Annotated in this window: 15 protein-coding genes and 1 pseudogene; 13 read left to right on the forward strand and 3 right to left on the reverse strand. The window is 49.6% G+C overall.

What is annotated here, in order from left to right; all coding sequences use genetic code 11:
• The 4 genes from ACR2PX_RS22190 to ACR2PX_RS22205 all read left to right on the forward strand — a co-directional run.
• Nucleotides 1-108, forward strand: a 108-nt coding sequence (locus ACR2PX_RS22190) for a zinc ribbon domain-containing protein (protein WP_433997355.1), incomplete at its 5' end; no start/stop codon positions are given.
• Nucleotides 109-757: 649 nt separating this feature from the next.
• Nucleotides 758-2,443 (forward strand): NAD-dependent malic enzyme, encoded by a 1,686-nt coding sequence (locus tag ACR2PX_RS22195; RefSeq protein WP_434001538.1) that lies wholly within the window; start codon nt 758-760, stop codon nt 2,441-2,443.
• Between the two features lie 139 nt (nt 2,444-2,582).
• The gene (locus tag ACR2PX_RS22200; protein WP_434001539.1) at nt 2,583-3,377 is read left to right on the forward strand and encodes a phytanoyl-CoA dioxygenase family protein; all 795 of its coding nucleotides are present in this window, start codon (nt 2,583-2,585) and stop codon (nt 3,375-3,377) included.
• 390 nt (nt 3,378-3,767) lie between these two features.
• On the forward strand, nt 3,768-5,087 hold the full coding sequence (locus ACR2PX_RS22205; RefSeq protein ID WP_434001540.1) for a dicarboxylate/amino acid:cation symporter: 1,320 nt from the start codon (nt 3,768-3,770) through the stop codon (nt 5,085-5,087).
• A gap of 45 nt (nt 5,088-5,132) precedes the next feature.
• On the opposite strand, the gene ACR2PX_RS22210 is transcribed toward ACR2PX_RS22205, so the two are convergent.
• Nucleotides 5,133-5,738 carry a TetR/AcrR family transcriptional regulator gene (locus ACR2PX_RS22210; protein WP_434001549.1) on the reverse strand — a complete coding sequence of 202 codons (606 nt, stop codon included), beginning with the start codon at nt 5,736-5,738 and terminating at the stop codon, nt 5,133-5,135.
• A gap of 218 nt (nt 5,739-5,956) precedes the next feature.
• Between ACR2PX_RS22210 and ACR2PX_RS22215 the strand changes: the two genes are divergently transcribed.
• The 9 genes from ACR2PX_RS22215 to ACR2PX_RS22255 all read left to right on the forward strand — a co-directional run bounded on the left by ACR2PX_RS22215 (nt 5,957) and on the right by ACR2PX_RS22255 (nt 16,806).
• Nucleotides 5,957-7,789 (forward strand): acyclic terpene utilization AtuA family protein, encoded by a 1,833-nt coding sequence (locus tag ACR2PX_RS22215; protein ID WP_434001541.1) that lies wholly within the window; start codon nt 5,957-5,959, stop codon nt 7,787-7,789.
• A 54-nt stretch (nt 7,790-7,843) separates the two neighbouring features.
• Complete coding sequence (locus ACR2PX_RS22220; protein ID WP_434001542.1) at nt 7,844-8,728, forward strand: SDR family oxidoreductase; 885 nt, start codon at nt 7,844-7,846, stop codon at nt 8,726-8,728.
• 43 nt (nt 8,729-8,771) lie between these two features.
• The gene (locus tag ACR2PX_RS22225) at nt 8,772-10,382 is read left to right on the forward strand and encodes an acyl-CoA carboxylase subunit beta (protein ID WP_434001543.1); all 1,611 of its coding nucleotides are present in this window, start codon (nt 8,772-8,774) and stop codon (nt 10,380-10,382) included.
• A gap of 107 nt (nt 10,383-10,489) precedes the next feature.
• Entirely contained in the window at nt 10,490-11,665 is a 1,176-nt protein-coding gene (locus ACR2PX_RS22230; protein WP_434001544.1) for an acyl-CoA dehydrogenase family protein, read from the forward strand.
• Nucleotides 11,666-11,671: 6 nt separating this feature from the next.
• On the forward strand, nt 11,672-12,463 hold the full coding sequence (locus ACR2PX_RS22235; RefSeq protein WP_434001545.1) for an enoyl-CoA hydratase/isomerase family protein: 792 nt from the start codon (nt 11,672-11,674) through the stop codon (nt 12,461-12,463).
• Nucleotides 12,464-12,515: 52 nt separating this feature from the next.
• Nucleotides 12,516-14,498, forward strand: a complete 1,983-nt coding sequence (locus ACR2PX_RS22240) for an acetyl/propionyl/methylcrotonyl-CoA carboxylase subunit alpha (RefSeq protein WP_434001546.1) — start codon at nt 12,516-12,518, stop codon at nt 14,496-14,498.
• Nucleotides 14,495-14,935, forward strand: a complete 441-nt coding sequence (locus ACR2PX_RS22245) for an acyl-CoA dehydrogenase family protein (protein ID WP_434001547.1) — start codon at nt 14,495-14,497, stop codon at nt 14,933-14,935. Before ACR2PX_RS22240 ends, ACR2PX_RS22245 begins: the two co-directional genes overlap by 4 nt.
• Nucleotides 14,905-15,645, forward strand: a complete 741-nt coding sequence (locus ACR2PX_RS22250; RefSeq protein WP_434001550.1) for an acyl-CoA dehydrogenase family protein — start codon at nt 14,905-14,907, stop codon at nt 15,643-15,645. The genes ACR2PX_RS22245 and ACR2PX_RS22250 overlap by 31 nt, the downstream gene beginning before the upstream one ends.
• Before the next feature lie 567 nt (nt 15,646-16,212).
• Entirely contained in the window at nt 16,213-16,806 is a 594-nt protein-coding gene (locus ACR2PX_RS22255; RefSeq protein WP_434001548.1) for a nucleoside deaminase, read from the forward strand.
• Between the two features lie 588 nt (nt 16,807-17,394).
• Here ACR2PX_RS22255 and ACR2PX_RS22260 read toward each other — a convergent pair.
• Together ACR2PX_RS22260 and ACR2PX_RS22265 are read right to left on the reverse strand one after the other, a co-directional pair.
• A pseudogene (locus ACR2PX_RS22260) lies at nt 17,395-18,123 on the reverse strand (ABC transporter substrate-binding protein); the annotation flags it as partial.
• A 17-nt stretch (nt 18,124-18,140) separates the two neighbouring features.
• The coding region (locus ACR2PX_RS22265; RefSeq protein WP_433999696.1) for a zinc ribbon domain-containing protein at nt 18,141-18,246 on the reverse strand (106 nt) is incomplete at its 5' end.

The following is an 18,246-nucleotide window of genomic DNA, read 5'->3' on the forward strand; positions in this document are numbered from 1 at the left end:
TGGGTCTGTTCAGAGTGCGGAGCTGAACATCTGCGTGACGTAAACGCAGCAAGAAACATTCTTGCGGTCGGGCATGACCGTCTAGCTGTAGGAATCCCCGTCCTTTAGGGCGGGGAGGATGTCAATAGCCGACTCAAATAGCTTTGAGCACGGCAAGTGACTTCATCATCTTTGCAATGGGATGAGGTTCACATTGCGTTGTGTACTGGCAAAATTTATGAACTCTGAAATTCAAAATTTTCGTATCTTTATGTTATCTGAAAGATCTTTTATCGGTAATAAACTACGTACCACCTCATGACAGCAATGGATAGAGACTGATCCAGTAATAAGCACGCATGGTCACTTCGGCTTTTCCTGTCTATTTAAGATGAAGATCAAGACTTATCCTTAGACTCACAAATCATGACAGTGTTAAGCACCCCTTTAAGCTGGTATAAAAGCCAGATTCCCGGGGGTTACCCGTCTTAACCCGCATGTTGCATGAAGTGTCGAGCTTGTCGCTCTGCTATTTTTTCGGCTGACACATTGTTTCGACATATTCATGCTTATTGCATGGATTTGTCGAAACAATGCTGCCATGGCGGAAAAAGAGCTAGCGAGAAGCCGACGAGCGCTTCAATGACAGTTTGAACTGTAACTGTTTTGCCTGAATTCCATAGCTAGCGTGGGATTATCGACGACTTCATAGCGGCTTCATGCAATATGCGGGTTTAACACCTGATGCACTCTCCAGAGCCACCACTGGAACTGAATAATGACCGATCTAGATTCCAACAGCATTCATACTGGCCTTTCAGGTCGTATGCTTCTTGAAAACCCCTTGCTGAACAAGGGCACTGCCTTCACTTTTGAAGAACGCAGCGAACTGGACCTCCACGGCCTGTTGCCACCCCGTGTAGAAACACTGGAAGAGCAATGCCGTCGCGCCTATAAATCGTTTGCGATCAAACCTACCCCTATTCTAAAACATATTTATCTGCGTTCCCTGCAGGATACCAACGAAACACTTTTCTACGCGCTGGTTCAGCGTCATCTCCAGGAAATGCTGCCTATCATCTACACCCCAGTGGTAGGTCAGGCCTGTCAGCGTTACAGCGATCTTTATCGTCGTCCACGTGGACTCTACATTTCCTTCCCTGAGCGAGAAAAGATTGACGCCATGCTGGCTAATTTCAAACGCAATATTGAAGTGATCGTGGTGACTGATGGTGAGCGTATCCTGGGTCTGGGTGACCAGGGTATTGGTGGCATGGGCATCTGCATCGGTAAACTGTCTCTGTATTCCGCTGTGGGAGGCATCACTCCCAACCTGACACTGCCTATCACTCTGGATTGCGGTACCAATAACAAGAAGCTGTTAGAAGATCCAAACTACCTTGGATGGCGTCATGAGCGCATCGGCGACGACGATTACTACGAGTTTCTTGAGATGTTCATTCAAGCACTTAAACGTCGCTGGCCAAATGCTCTGCTGCAGTTTGAAGACTTCGCTATCAACCACGCTACGCCTCTGTTAGAGAAATACCGTGATGAACTCTGCACCTTCAACGACGATATTCAGGGCACTGCCGGTGTCACTGCAGCAACCCTTATGGCTGCTGCCAAAGCAGCTGGTAAATCCATTGAAGACCTGAGCGTTGCATTCCTCGGTGCAGGTTCTGCTGGCTGTGGTATTGCTGAACAGATTATCCGCCTGATGGTAGGTCGTGGTCTGTCTGACGAAGAAGCCCGCAGTCGCATATACACGGTTGATCGCGATGGTCTGGTGCATGACCAGATGGAAGGCCTACGCCCATTCCAGCAGAAGCTGACTCACCGTTTTGCCGATATTGAAAACTGGTCTCAAGAAGGTGGTGCTTCTCTGGCAGACGTCGTTCGCATTGCCAAGCCGGATGCCATCATTGGTGTTTCCGGACAGCCAGGCCTGTTCACTCAGGAAATCATTGAGAACATGGCGGCCAATCACGACCAGCCAATTATCTTCCCGCTGTCGAACCCGATCAGTCAGGTGGAAGCCCTGCCTGAAGACATCATCAAGTGGACCCATGGCAAGGCTTTGATTGCAACAGGCAGCCCATTTGAACCGGTTCAGTTCAATGACCGTGCTTACCCGATTGCCCAGTGCAACAATATCTATATTTTCCCTGGCCTGGGTCTGGGTGTATTGGCTTGCGGTGCTGATCGCATTACTGACACGATGCTGGACGCTGCAGTAGAAACACTGGCACTAGCCTCTCCGGCTCTGGTCAACAGAGAAGCGCCTCTTCTGCCTCTGATGGATCGCATCCAGCATGTCACCAATGACATTGCCCTTGCGGTAGCCCTTCAGGCACAGAAAGAAGGTCTGGCACCCGTCACTGAGCTGACCGATCTGGAACATAAGATCAGAGCAAAGCGCTGGAGCCCTGAGTACCGTCGCATTCGCATGTCTTTCTGCTAAAAGCTCATCGTTTGCTGATGAAGCCCTGACCATCGTACCCTGTTTGCACGTCACAAGACGTGCAAACAGCCAGTCTTTATTCCGTTGCTATACTGTTTGCCCTCAATCATGAATCCATCCATTTTCTCTAAGGCTGATCATGAGCTACCTGGAACTGGGCTATCAGGTTTTCAATAATGTCATCACTGACAACTGCAGGGAATCTGCCAAACAAGAAGTCTATCGTATTCGCAATCTCTTCAGGCAGGACAAGCAACTCCTGAGCGATTATGTCGTTCCGTTGTCCAAACTACCGGAACACCGAAATCCAGGAGTGAATCCACAGGATACTGAGGAAGAGCCCTATCTGATTGGTGAACCCGTCGAGTTATCCAGTACCTTTGCAGCTCTGATAATAAACCCTGGCCTCTGGGATATAGCCAGCTCAATACTGGGTGATGATGACGTCGTTTATCACTTCTCCAATGTCACTAGAAAACCCGCCAATAACGGCCCGTCTTTAAGCTGGCATAGAGATTTTCCCAACCAGTACATCTGCCCGGAACATTCAGACTGTTTTTTCCGACTACTACTGCCGCTTGAAGGCATGCAGCAAACCAATGGTTGCACCCAGGTCATAGCCAACAGCCACACTCTCAGTGACGAACTGGCTATCAGAGAACACAAGAAGCGATCTCTGGACATCGACCAGCATGACCAGAGTATTTCTCTGGAGCTTGAACCCGGGCAGGCTGTGGCCATCCATCCAAAACTGATCCACGGTGGGCAGGTCAATCGTTCGGCTCTGGACAGAAACCTGATGGTAATCCAGTTTGGTCTACCCACTCATCATTGGCTTTACCACGAAGAACCCTGCATGCTGACAGGCCTCAATCGAGATGAGATTCTTGAGATGCTCAACACCAATTTCAGTGTCACGTCAGAACTGTATTAACAGTCGCTGAACATCGCTTGAAATAAGTCGAAAACCAGCAGAAAAATCCACTAAATACTGCCGAAAAGGTAAAAGATAGCGTCATAAGCGCGGCATTTTGATCACTCTTTAACCTTTTATTGATCCAGATCAAACCGGATTTAAGCCAAACGAACTTAAGCTGTAAAAAGATCGGGGAAGCTGGTGCAAATCATTTTGACCAGCTCAACTCTGCCAAAAAAACCGGCAGGTCAGTTAAACTCCATAAGCGCCACAAGAAATCGCTGGAGTTGCTCAGCGATAACACTTCCAAGAAAGTCTGATCTGACACTTCCCCGCATAACTCTTTCGCGCAAGTACAAAGACAACTGAATGACGAAAGAGCCATGTTTGGCAACACAGGAAATCAATATGAAGCAGTGGATTCGACTTTCCCTCACAGCCAAGGTGCTGATCGGCATGGTGGCAGGTCTGGCTATAGGCCTGATAATGCGCCAGTTTACAGGTAGTACTTTTGTTGAGCACTACCTGGTAAATGGCGTATTCAACGTCATCGGCCAAATATTCCTGACCTCTCTGAAGATGATCGTAGTACCTCTGGTATTCACTTCTATCGTATGCGGTGCCTGCTCCCTGAAAGACGTTACTGTTCTTGGTCGTCTAGGTGGCAAAACCGTAGTTTTCTATCTTCTGACGACCTGCATCGCCATCAGTCTGGCTATGGGTCTGGCCCTGCTGGTTGGTCCGGGTGAAGGTGCCAATCTGGAAAGCGCTTCCTCATTTGCAGCATCCACCGCACCTTCCATTACCGAAGTCATTATCGGAATGTTCCCGGCGAACCCGATTGAAGCCATGGCCTCCGGCAACACTCTGCAGATCATTGTATTTGCCCTGTTGTTTGGTATTGCGATTGCAGCTGCAGGCAAGCCTGCTGAGCCTATCGTGAAAATCTTTGTGGCTCTGAACGAAGTGATGATGAAATTGGTCACCCTGATCATGAACCTGGCGCCTTACGGTGTTATGGGTCTGATGGCCAAGCTGTTCTACTCCATGGATCTGGGCGCTATTGGTAACCTGATTCAATACTTCCTGGTGGTTCTTGGCGCTTTGGCCCTGCAGCTGTTCGTTACCTACTGTGGCCTGTTAAAAGTCACTACCGGACTGAGCCCACGTATCTTCCTGAAAAAGATTCAGGATGCCTTTATGTTCGCTTTCACCACCGCCTCCAGTAACGCCACTATTCCCGTGACTCTGGAAGCCGTAACCCGTCGTATGGGTGTCAGCAACAAGGTAGCTTCTTTCACCGTACCTCTGGGCAGTACCATCAACATGGACGGTACAGCCATCATGCAGGGTGCTGCTACTGTCTTCATCGCTCAGGCCTTTGGTGTTGACCTGGGTATGAGTGACTACCTGATGGTTATTGTGACTGCCACTCTGGCTTCTATCGGTACTGCCGGTGTACCGGGTGTAGGTCTGGTGATGCTGGCGATGGTTCTGCAACAGGTTGGCCTGCCTCTGGAAGGTATTGCTCTGATCATGGGTGTGGATCGTCTGCTCGACATGGTTCGTACGGCTGTGAACATCACGGGTGACAGCGTTGTAACCTGTATCGTTGCCAAGAGCGAAGGTGAGATGGACCAACAGGTATTTAACGACATTGAAGCAGGTGAAAGCGATGAGAACATCGACTTCCACCACATCGGGAAACAAGAGGCTCAAAGTGCCTGATTGTTAACTGACTGATTTTTTAAGCCGGCCTCTGTGCCGGCTTTTTTATTTTTTAACCGCCATAGTCAAAGCCATTTCACAGAGCTGCTCCAGATCCAGACGACCCTCAGGGTCATACCAGACTTTCACCCAGGAAATAGCACCTCGCAGAAACTGCCTGAGTATATGCGGATCGATCGCCAGCAAACCTTCTTTTTCACACGCCTCCAGACTATTCAACCATAGCCTTTCATACTGATCCCGCAGCTCCAGAATATCTTCCTGGCTCTCTTCAGTCAGCGAGCGCCATTCGGACAAAAGCAGGGACATGGCTTCCCCGGTATCGCCTATTATGGATTCAATCTCACATCGAATCAGTGCCAGCACCTGCTGCTCGGGATTCGTTGTTAGCGACAGAGCTTCCTGCATACGAGCAGTGTTGATATGAATGGTTTCAACCAGAACGGCTTTTAAAATCGCCTCTTTATTGGGGTAGTGATAGAAAAGGCTGCCAGACTGAATTCCTAAAGCCTTGGCAAGCTCTCTCACTGTCGTACGTTCGTAGCCTCTCTCAACAAACAGATGGGCAGCCGTTCTCAGCAAACGCCCCTTGGCACTGCCAGGAGCATTGATAACTTTTTGATCCGCCAGCGTCTGCAGAACAGAAGACATTTCACTCACAAATTCGACCTGAATCCGTACTCAAAACTGAGAGCAATACAGTATAAAAACTGTGTCGCTCACCCCAAACCACAAAAACCGAACGCATCATAGATGCAGGATTTTCATGGTTAATAGTCAATCTTTAATTTGCCAACCAAGCGCTTGCTTGGTAATTTAAATATACCCCTTGTATGAGCAGGATGCCAGTGGCACCCGAGCAGTTAATAATGAATTCAAACAGCCTTGAGCCTATAAAAAGCAACGATAAAACGATTCGCATTGGTTGTGCCTCGGCCTTCTGGGGCGACACCAGCACCGCCGCCCATCAGCTGGTGACCAAAACGCCGCTGGATTACCTGGTCTTTGATTATCTGGCCGAAGTCACTATGTCCATCATGGCTGGGGCTCGCATGAAAAATCCTGATATGGGTTATGCCCCGGATTTTGTTCAGGTACTGACACCACTCCTTGAGCCCATTGCTCAAAAAAATATAAAGGTCATCAGTAACGCAGGTGGCATTAATCCTCTGGCCTGCAGGGATGCACTCTGCAAAGTTATTTCAGAAGCGGGCCTGTCACTGAAAGTAGCCGTTGTCACCGGCGATAATCTCCTCAATCAACAACAGCATTTTCGGGATCAGAAGCTGACAGAAATGTTCAGTCAGGCTCCTATGCCAGACAGCTTCATCAGTCTGAATGCTTACCTCGGCTATGAAGGAATCAGTGCCGCACTGGCGGCAGGTGCGGATATAGTCATCACTGGTCGTATAGTAGACAGCGCTGTTGTGACGGGCGCTCTGGCCTGGGAGTTTGGCTGGAAGCCTACCGATTACGACCAACTGGCTCAGGCCAGCCTGGCAGGCCATGTCATAGAGTGCGGAACCCAATGCACGGGGGGAAACTTCACTGACTGGAGCACAGTTTCCGGTTTTGAAGACATGGGATTCCCGGTCATAGAGTGCCATGAAGACGGTCACTTCGAAGTAACCAAACCGGAAGAAACCGGTGGTCTGGTCAATACAGGTACAGTTTCAGAACAGATTCTCTATGAAATTGATAATCCACGGCACTATTTGCTGCCGGATGTCGTCTGTGATTTTTCACAGGTCACACTTGAAGAAACCGGAAAAAACCGGGTAGCGGTCATGGGAGCCAAAGGTTATGCACCTTCTGGTTACTACAAGGTTTCAGGAACCTGGATTGATGGTTTCCGCTGTGTTGCCAATCTGTTGATAGGGGGCGTTGAAGCAGCCGCAAAAGCAGAATCTGTAGCGGAAGGCATTTTGGCTAAATGTCGTCATCTGTTTGCCCATAGAGGCATGGCCGACTTCACCCGAACCCGTATCGATGCTCTGGGTGCCGGAGCTCTCCAACAGACGCAGAGTAATGACAGCGGCTTCAGAGAAGTGGTCATGCGCATTGCCGTCACTCATCCTGACAAAAAAGCTCTGGTTCTGTTTTCAAAAGAAATAGCTCAGGCGGCTACCGCCATGGCTTCAGGAATTGCTGGCAGTGTTACCGGAGGGCGCCCTTCAGTTTCACCTCGAATCTGCCTTTACTCCTTGTTGATTCCAAAGAGTGACATATCCGTAGATCTGTCGCTGGATGATGAAAGCATTCCTGTCTCTATCCACTCTTCTTCAAACTCTTTAATACTAGAAGAGCAACCTGAGTGGCCCATTGAAGATATTTCTTCAGACTCTGACTGGCCAACTGTGCCTCTGGCAAAACTGTCCTGGTGTCGAAGTGGCGATAAGGGCAACCATGCCAACATCGGTGTCATTGCCCGGCAGTCTGACTATGTCCCCTACATTGCTTCTGCACTGACGGAAAAGACTATAGCCAACCGTATGTCGCATGTTCTGGATGATCCTGACAGTGATGTTTCACGCTGGTATCTACCCGGATTGAATGCATTCAACTTCCTGCTGAGAAACAGCCTGGGCGGTGGCGGCATAGCCAGCCTCAATCCAGACCCACAGGGCAAGACCTATGCCCAGCAGATTCTGGCTTATCCTGTACCGGTACCACCTGCTCTGGCTCAAAAGCTTTCCAGATAAGCCATGAGAATAAATAAGCCAAACCATTCAAGATCAGTAAAGACAGGAAACTCAATGAGCTTTGCTTCGATTTTCAGACAAGATCTGTTCCATAACAAAAATATCATTGTTACCGGTGGTGGCAGTGGCATTGGACGCTGCACTGCCCACGAGCTAAGCGCTCTGGGTGCCCACGTTATTCTGGTAGGTAGAAAACTGGACAAGCTCGAAAAAGTCCAGCGAGAAATTACTGAAGACGGTGGCAGTGCATCCACTCAGGCCTGTGATATCCGGGACGAGGAAGGGGTTACGGCTCTGGTCAGCCGAGTAGTTTCTGAGAAAGGTGCCATTCATGGACTGGTCAATAATGCCGGCGGCCAGTTTCCCTCTCCCTTGGAACACATCAGCAAAAACGGCTTTGAAGCGGTGGTTCGAACCAACCTGATCGGTGGCTTTTTGATGGCCAGAGAAGTCTTCAAGCAGTCCATGCAGGAACACGGTGGCAGCGTCGTCAATATCATTGCCGACAACTGGGGCGGCATGCCGGGCATGGGGCATTCCGGAGCTGCCAGAGCAGGCATGGATAATTTCACTAAAACGGCAGCCTATGAGTGGGGTAGAAGCGGTGTCAGGGTCAATGCCGTTGCCCCTGGCTGGATTGCTTCCAGTGGCATGGATACTTATGACGATACCACCAAGAATATGCTCTCCCAGCTCTATCAGCATGTTCCCCTCAAACGTATGGGAACCGAGTCGGAAGTCAGCGCTGCTATCTGTTTTCTGTTGAGTGAGGCTGCGACTTTTATCAGTGGTTCAACGCTGAGAATTGACGGTGCCGCTTCCCAGGGTAATAACAGCTGGCCACTGCCCAAAGCTAAGAACAATGAGCCATTTGACGGTTTTCACCGTTCCAACCCACCTGAGTGGGTCACGGAAAAATACACCGATTCCAATAACTAATGATTTTAAACGTTCAGGACTGCTGACGAGGTCCCCTATCACCATGGCTATTATCGAATCCAGCATCAACACCGGCTCTGAAAGCTTTGCAGTCAATGCCGATTGGATGTCAGAAAAAGTCAGAGAATTTCAGGCTATAGAACAACTGGTCGTCGATACTGCGGGCAAAAAGCGCGAAGCTTTGGCCAAACTCGACAAACTGCTGCCCAGAGAGCGGCTTCATTGCCTGTTGGATCCAGGTGCACCGTTTATAGAACTGGGTTCTCTGGTTGGCTACAAAATGTACGACGACAAAGACGGCAGCAGTGCCGGAGGTGGCTTTATTGCCGGCATTGGTTATGTGTCAGGCGTCCGATGTCTGGTGCAGGTCAACAACTACTCCGTCAAGGGTGGAACCTTCTCACCTATAGGTTTGGAGAAAACCATTCGGGCGCAAAAAATCGCCCTCGAAAACAGACTGCCGATCATCAACCTGCTGGAAAGTGGCGGAGCCAACCTCAACTATGCAACAGAATCTTTTGTACGGGGAGCCAACGGCTTTGCTAATCAGGCTCGACTGTCAGCAGCCGGCATTCCTCAAATTACTGTCGTGCATGGTAATGCGACAGCCGGCGGAGCTTATCAGGCAGGGCTATCCGACTACCTGATTCTGGTGCGTAACAAGAGCAAGATATTCCTGGCAGGCCCTCCTCTCTTGAAAGCCGCCACGGGGGAAATTGCTGACGATGAAGAGCTGGGTGGAGCGGATATGCACTCTGATGTCGCTGGTACTGGCGAGTACCTGGCAGAAAACGATGCCGATGGCATTCGTATTGCCCGTGAAGTAATGACCACCCTGAACTGGGAACCTTTGTCGAAAGATCAGAAGCCGTTCAAAGAGCCTCTCTACAGTCCGGATGAATTGATTGGCATTGTGCCATCTGATCCCAAGACGCCTTATGACGTTAAAGAGCTGGTTGCTCGAATCGTCGACGGCTCTGAATTCATGGAGTTCAAGCCAGGATTCGATCAAGGCACTATCTGTGGACATTGCCGTATTGAAGGGCTGCCTGTAGGCATCATTGGTAATAACGGCCCGATCACTCCCAAGGGAGCCAATAAAGCCTCTCAATTTATTCAGCTCTGTGAACAAAGCAACACCGCTTTGCTATTCCTTCACAACACCACAGGCTTTCTGGTCGGTACTGAAACCGAGCAAAATGGCGTCGTTAAGCACGGTTCTAAAATGATACAGGCCGTCGCCAATGCCAGAGTTCCCAAAATCAGTATTGTTGTTGGTGGCTCTTATGGTGCAGGTAACTACGCGATGTGTGGCCGTGGCCTTGATCCTCATTTCATATTTGCCTGGCCATCTGCCAGAACAGCCATCATGGGTGGAGAACAAGCTGGCATGGTGCTGCGCATCGTGGCGGAAGAGAAAGCCCGCAAGGCCGGTGTAGAACCCGATCAACAGCAGCTGGAACAGATGGAACAAAACACAGCCAACTTCCTGAACCAGAGCGCTACAGCACTCTTTGGTACCGCCAGACTCTGGGATGACGGCCTGATTGATCCCAGAGACAGCCGCCAGCTACTGGGCTTCTTGCTGGACATCTGTCGTGAAGGCGAGCAACGACAGACTCACGCAATCACTTTTGGGGCAGCCCGCTTTTAAACGAATCGACAGACATGAGCCTCAAATGCAGCACCCCCTGGGTCCATAAGAATAACTGATATCCCAAGCTGCATTTTCACAATATAAGCAGAATACCGGAGCACCTGATGAGATTTACTGAGGAACACAACGAAATACGCCGCACCATGGCGCAGGTTATTGAAAAAGAGATCAACCCTTACGTTGAACAATGGGAAGAAGAAGGAATTTTCCCTGCACATGATCTCTTTAAAAAGCTGGGTAGCTTAGGCCTGCTGGGCGTCTCCAAACCCGTTGCCTATGGCGGCCTGGGACTGGATTACAGCTATGAAGCTCTGGTGGCCGAAGAACTGGGTGCCATTCATTGTGGCAGTATCCCAATGGCGATCGGTGTTCAGACTAATATGGCCACCCCCGCTCTGGCACGGTATGGCAGCGATGCATTGCGTGATGAATTCCTGACACCCGCCATTGCCGGTGATCAGGTAGCCAGTATTGCCGTCAGTGAACCCGGTGCAGGCTCAGATGTTGCTTCAATCAAAACAGAAGCCAGAAAAGACGGCGATGACTATGTGATCAACGGCAGCAAAATGTGGATCACCAACTCTACTCAGGCAGATTACCTGTGTGTGCTGGCTAATACCTCTGATGATGCCAGACACATCAACAAATCACTGATTATCGTGCCCACCAACACCCAGGGCGTCGAAGTTTCTCCACGCCTGAACAAGCTGGGTATGCGCTCTTCCGATACCGCCCAGATCTTCTTTGACGATGTTCGCGTCCCCCAGCGTTATCGTATCGGAGCAGAAGGTCAGGGGTTCACCATGCAAATGCAGCAGTTTCAGGAAGAGCGCCTGTTCTGTGTAGCCAGCATGCTGAAAACCCTGGATCTCTGCGTCAATGAAACCGCTGACTACTGCTACGAACGAAAAGCCTTTGGTAAACCTCTGCTGGACAACCAGTACCTTCACTATCGCCTGGCAGAACTTCAGACCGAGACCGAAATTGTCAGAGCCGCTCTTTATCAAGCCGTAGAACAATATGTTGAGGGCGAAGATGTCACCAAGTTAGCTTCCATGCTGAAGCTGAAAACCGGTCGTCTGGCCCGTCAGGTTACTGATGGCTGCCTGCAGTTTTGGGGCGGCATGGGTTACATGTGGGACAACCGGGTTTCCCGCTTCTATAGAGACTCCCGCCTGATGTCCATTGGTGGTGGTGCCGACGAAGTCATGCTGGGCATTATCTGCAAATATCTGGGACTACAGCCTGGCCAGAAAAGAGCCGGTCAGAAAAGAGGCTAATGTCGTATGAAACTGTCTGGTTTTGAAACGCTGGAACTGAGCCTGGAAACAGGCACTCTTTTAGTTAACCTGAATCGCCCTGAAGCCCGTAATGCGCTCAGTGATCCAATGATTGATGAGCTGATGGAAGTATTTGGCCAGCTCGAAGGCAACCGCTCTGTTCGAGCCGTTGTACTGCGTGGCAATGGCGGCCATTTCTGTGCCGGTGCTGACCTGAAAAGTATGAATTCAGCAAACCGCGAGTCCGAAAGCGCCTTCAAGAGCAATCGCAGGTTTGGTGATTTGATCACTGCCGTCAGTCATCTTGAGCAGGTCGTGATTGCAGCAATTGAAGGCGCAGTCATGGGAGGAGGCTTTGGCATGGTTTGCGTTTCTGACTTTGCCATCAGCACTGCTACAGCAAAATTCGGTATGCCGGAAACCACTCTGGGTATTCCGCCGGCTCAAATCGCGCCCTTTGTTGTCCATCGCATTGGCATTACCCAGGCTCGTCGACTGGCCCTGATGGGAGAAAGGATTTCCGGTTCTGAAGCCTGTGAGTTGGGCATCGTCCATCAGTGCGTGGATTCATCAGCAGCGCTTGATGCCGCTGTTCAAGAGGCCATCAGACGAGTCAGTCGCTGTGCACCGGAAGCCAACGCTATGACCAAGGCCCTGATGCTATCGATTGCCGGACAACCTTCTGAAGAATCTCTGGATCATGCTGCCCGATTATTTTCCAGTGCAGTAACCAGTGAAGAAGGTCTTGAGGGTATTCAGGCCTTCAAAGAAAAACGAGCGCCAAAATGGTCGGCCTGATCAATAAAAACCGGTTCCTTCAGCGTATGAAAAAGCATAATCGAGAAACGCCATGCCCTCATTAAACAAAATTCTTGTTGCCAACCGTGGCGAGATTGCTGTGCGGGTTATTCGCACTGCCAAGGCCATGGGATACAAAACAGTCGCCGTCTACAGCGCAGCGGATCATGACGCACTGCATACGACTCTCGCCGATGAAGCCGTAATGATAGGCGCTCCAGAAGTTTCTGCTTCTTACCTGAATCAGGAATCAGTGCTGGCTGCAGCCAAAACCACCGGAGCCGATGCAATCCATCCTGGTTACGGTTTTCTATCTGAAAATACCGACTTCTCGGCAGCCTGCGCTCGCTCAGGTATTACTTTTATTGGCCCGGATGCCAAAGCCATTGAGCTGATGGGCAACAAACGTCAGGCCAAAATCGCCATGCTGAGAGCCGGCGTTCCATGCATTCCCGGTTATGAGGGGGCTGATCAGAGTGATGAAACCCTGCAATCAGAAGCCAGAAGAATGGGCTTCCCGGTGATGGTCAAGGCTACCGCCGGTGGCGGTGGTCGGGGTATGCGTCAGGTTGACGACGAAGCTTCTCTGTTGGAAAACCTGAAGTCCGCTCGCTCTGAAGCCAGCAATGCCTTTGGCAGCGGCGAACTGATTCTGGAAAAAGCCATTGTTGAACCCAGACACATTGAAATTCAGGTGTTTGCCGACCGCCAGGGTCATTGCATTTATCTGGGGGAAAGGGATTGCTCTATCCAGAGACGATTCCAGAAAGTGGTCGAAGAATCCCCTTCTCCCTTTATGACCGAGTCACTCCGTCAACAAATGGGTGAAGCCGCTGTCCGTGCCGCATTGAGTTGCGATTATGTAGGTGCAGGTACTGTTGAGTTTTTAGTAGATCGGGACCGCAACTTCTACTTTCTGGAAATGAACACCCGGCTTCAGGTCGAGCATCCGGTGACTGAACTGGTGGCAGGTGTTGATTTGGTAGCCTGGCAGATTATGGTCGCTGAAGGTCAACCTCTACCTTTAGATCAGGAGCAGGTGAGCTTGAATGGCCACGCTATTGAAGTTCGTCTCTACGCTGAAGACCCTGCAGACAATTTCCTGCCTCAAACTGGCCGGATTCTTGACTGGCAACCTCCGGGTCAGGTGCGTGTTGACCATGGTATACAAACTGGCCAGACGGTATCGCCCTTTTATGACCCGATGTTGGCAAAAGTAATCGCCCATGGCAGCAATCGGGAAACAGCGCGCCGCAAACTGATTTGCGCCCTGGAGGATATGAAACTGCTGGGGGTCAAACATAACCAGCACTTCCTCAACCAAATACTAAAAGAACCAGCTTTTGCTGAGGGTCAGGCCACAACCGCCTTTCTTGATCAGCACTTCACAGACAATGCCTTCTACCCGTCAGAAGACGTTTTACTGGAAAGTTCAGCTCTGGCCGCACTGCTATTCTTCCACCTGGAAAACCCGGGGCACGACAAAGGAAAAGTATGGGGAGCTACTCGCTTTACCCCCTGGTCCTACCAGCTGCACTGCGACACAAGCGGCAATGAACAGGATTTTCCAGTCTCACTGACGGTAACCGGGAAGAATCATTATAAAATCCAGTCCGGTGGTCAGGAGTATGTTCTAGACCTGTTGTCTATCGACGAACAGTGCATGAAGTATTCCGTTGATGACCTGACTCATTATTGTCATTTTGTTCTTTCAGACAGCCAGCTTCATCTCTCCACCCTGCAGGGAAATACGCTCTGGCAGAATCAGACACACGCTCCCGCTCAGTCATCAGAACAATCTGGCGATGGTCGAGTTCTGGCTTCCATGGATGGCGTCATCATCGATGTTCTGGCCAAACCGGGGGATTGGGTGGAAGTGGGTCAAACCGTCATGGTACTTGAAGCCATGAAGATGGAACATGCCTTGAAAGCTCGGGTATCCGGCACGGTGGGTACCGTTTCTTCTGCGGCTGGTGATCAGGTGAAAACCCGACAATGCCTTCTGGAAATTGAAGCAGCGGAGGCCGATTCGTGAGCCTTTCTTACTTTAGCGAAGAGCATCAGGCAGTCCGTGAAACGGCTCGCAAGTTCACCGAAAAAGAAATTCTCCCTTATATTGATGAATGGGAAGAGTCTGGAGGCATTCCCAGAGAATTGTTTTTGAAAGCTGGAAGAACCGGTCTTCTGGGGATGGGCTATGACGAACAATATGGTGGAACACCCGGAGATATTTTCCACGCCATTGCCATTAATGAAGAGCTGATGCGGGCCGGTTCAGGGGGACTGGTCGCAGGTCTTCAATCTCTTAACATAGGGTTACCGCCAGTCCATCGCTGGGGCTCAGACGCCCTGAAGCAACGAGTTATTCCAGACGTTCTGGCAGGAAAAAAATTGCCTGTCTGGCCATCACAGAACCTGCTGCAGGTTCTGATGTTGCAGGTATCAGAACCCGTGCCAAACGGGTTAACGTAGATGGCAAACAGTTCTACAAGATTAATGGCAGCAAGATGTTCATCACCAGTGGCGTGATTGCTGATTACTACACCGTCGCCGTACGTACGGGTGAAGAAGGCTATGGTGGTATCAGTTTGATATTGATTAGACGGGGCACCGAAGGTTTCTCGGTGGGTCGAAGCCTGAAAAAGATGGGATGGTGGGCCTCCGATACTGCAGAGCTGTTCTTTAACGATTGCCTGGTACCGGAAGAAAACCTCATTGGTCAGGAAAACCAGGGGTTTTACTGCATCATGAGCAATTTCCAGCCAGAACGTATTTCTCTGGCGGTAATGGCCAATATGACTTCAGAGATGGCTTTGAAAGCCTGCCTGGACTACATCAAAGATCGTAAAACCTTTGGCAGTGCACTTAAGGATCACCAAGTCATACGACACAAACTGGCCATCATGGCCAGTAAGCTTGAGGCCAGCAGAGAGTTCACCTATCGAATTGCAGCGCGCTACCAAGCCGGTGAAGACGTCAGCATGGAAGTGTCCATGGCAAAAAATATTGCTACCGACACCAGTGACCACATCACTTACCAGGCTACTCAGATTTTTGGTGGTATGGGCTTTATGCGGGAATCAACCGTCGAGCGTCTCTATCGGGATAACCGGATACTCTCAATCGGTGGCGGTACCTATGAGATCATGAACGAAGTGATCGCGAAAAATCTTGGACTCTGAAAGTAGGGAAGAATAGAGGAAGAATAGAGGAAGAATAGAGGAAGAAAGTAGCAGAAAAGAAAAAGCGGATTGGTTTATAGGCTGTGTGGAGTATTGCTTTATAGCTCTTCCATGATTCCGGTTCGCTCGTGCTGCTTTTGCAGTTCTTCTCAGCTTTCCGGCTTCCATATTGGTTGCTACACCACTTGAAACACCCTGTAAACCAATCCGCTTGTACGGACATCGACCTTTATTATTATTGTTATTTCGGTCGATTCGTCTGCCTTGTTATTATTTTTATTAGCGGCAGTTTTTTGTTAGTTGATCACATATATACAATCGCTGTGCCAACTTTTTGAAAAACCTCTGAAGCCCTTGCGATACGTACTATCCGAAAAACAACGCTACACACACCTAACCTTTACACTCTCTTTAAACTGTTACCCCCACACTGTCAGTGTGTAACCAGGAAGCAGTTTCGTAACAAGCGCTCGCCTTAAAGGAGCCATTCTTCAGGTGTCGACCACATTTTTTTCTGCCCAAGGACTAAACTGGCTACTGAGTCGAATGTTGTTCCCATGGTGTTAAATGCTGTCGTTTCCCCATCAGTTCCAACTCACTCTCCCAGAATGGGTTTCCTCCGAGCTGGAAAAACACCCTGAATATATCCCCGGCCTTGAGGATCGAATGTCTCTGATCATTCAACTTTCTGAACTAAACATAATGCACGACACTGGTGGACCGTTTGCCGCAGGTGTCTTTGAAAAAGAGTCAGGCCGACTGATCAGTGTGGGGGTCAATCGGGTTGTTGAGCAACAATGCTCCTCTGCTCATGCCGAAGTTATGGCTATCTCGCTGGCTCAGCAAGCCATCCGTCACTGGGACCTTGGCAACAGTGAGCAACCTGTTCATCAGCTGGTTGTGAACTGGCGACCCTGTGCCATGTGTTACGGCGCTACACTGTGGTCAGGTATACGCTCACTCGCTATTGCTGGCTCAGGCCCAGAACTGGAAGCAATCGCCGGGTTTGACGAAGGGCCGCTATCAACACAATGGCAGGAGCAACTCGAACTAAGAGGCATTGAAGTGATCAACAACGTGCTGACTCAGGAAGCTATAGCTGTATTCAAAGAGTTTCGGGCACGCAAAAAACGGGTATACAACAGTCGTCAGTCACGATGAGGTAATGAAAGAATTGGGGGAATATCAGAGAACAGCTAAGGGAGATAAAGATAAGCGGATTGGTTTGCAGGCTGTGTGGATAATTGCTTTATTATCCTTCCATGTTTACCGGGATGCTCGCGTTGCTTTTGCAATTCTTCTCAGCTCCGGTTTCCCTGTTGGTTGCTACACCACAAAAAAACACCCTGTAAACCAATCCGCTTGTACGGTCATCGACTTTTATTATTGTTATTGTTATTGTTTGTCGACTCATCTGCCTCATTATTATTGTTATTTGCGGCAGTTTTTCTTGTTTTCGAACTTATATATACAATCGGTGTGCCAACTTTTTAAAAAACGTCTACACCACCCGATATACGTACAATCCAGAACATAAGTCACATGGCGTAAGTAATTTTATCTAATCCAAATGTGTTACTTGTGGGGGATAGTCGCGTAACAGTGGGATATTGACGTAACATTTACAAATCGCTTTTAGCCGAAGGCGCCGCAGTTCCCGCTCTATAGAAGCCTGAAACTGCGGCTTTTATGCCCGTTACTCAGAAGTGCTCAAGATGAATACATCTGGATTGGAGTGAATCCGGGCTTTTAAAAACTCACATCCCGTATTCTGAAAATATTGGCTTCCCCACTCAAAGGAAATCCTTTCACTTCAGGTTTAACCAACCGGTTTCTAACGCCGTGAAAAATTGGAATGCCCGGCACATCTTCTGCCAGCATCGCTTCCAGTTCCTGGAATGCCTGCTGCCGGAACTTTTTGTGCTCTGGTGTCAGCTTGCCAGTACAGGCTTTTTCCAGCAGTGCGTCATACTGTGGGTTGTTATATTTTGCGTCGTTAAATGGATCATCAGACTGGTAGATTTTAAGCACGTAACAGGGTTCTGGATCGGTGACTACCCAGGTTTTTCGAGACAACTCATACTTACCCTGAGCTATGTCTGCCAACATACTGTTGAACTCCATATTCCGGAGTTTGGTTTTAACCCCCAGACTTCGTTTCCACATATCACTGATCGCCAGAGCGATCTGCCTATGCGATTCCCGTGTGTTATACAGCATCTCTACTTCAAGACCGCCTTTCTCGAAGCCGGCCTTTTTAAACAGTTCACGGGCCTTCTCAACCCTGGCTTTTTGCCCTATTGTTTTAAAAAAAGTGTCAGGAGCGATAAAGTCCTTTGATCGGGTCGGGACAGAATGGAATGCCGGACTTTCACCCTGCTTGGTAATCAGTCTCGTGATCACGTCTCGATCTATTGCCAGGGCAAGCGCCTGCCTCAGGTGTTTGTTAGAAAACTTTGGGTCTTCCATATTGAACTGTTGACATCCTCCCCGCCCTAAAGGACGGGGATTCCTACAGCTAGACGGTCATGCCCGACCGCAAGAATGTTTCTTGCTGCGTTTACGTCACGCAGATGTTCAGCTCCGCACTCTGAACAGACC

Source organism: Endozoicomonas sp. (genome assembly GCF_051008435.1).
In the GTDB taxonomy this organism is placed as follows: Bacteria; Pseudomonadota; Gammaproteobacteria; order Pseudomonadales; family Endozoicomonadaceae; genus Endozoicomonas_A.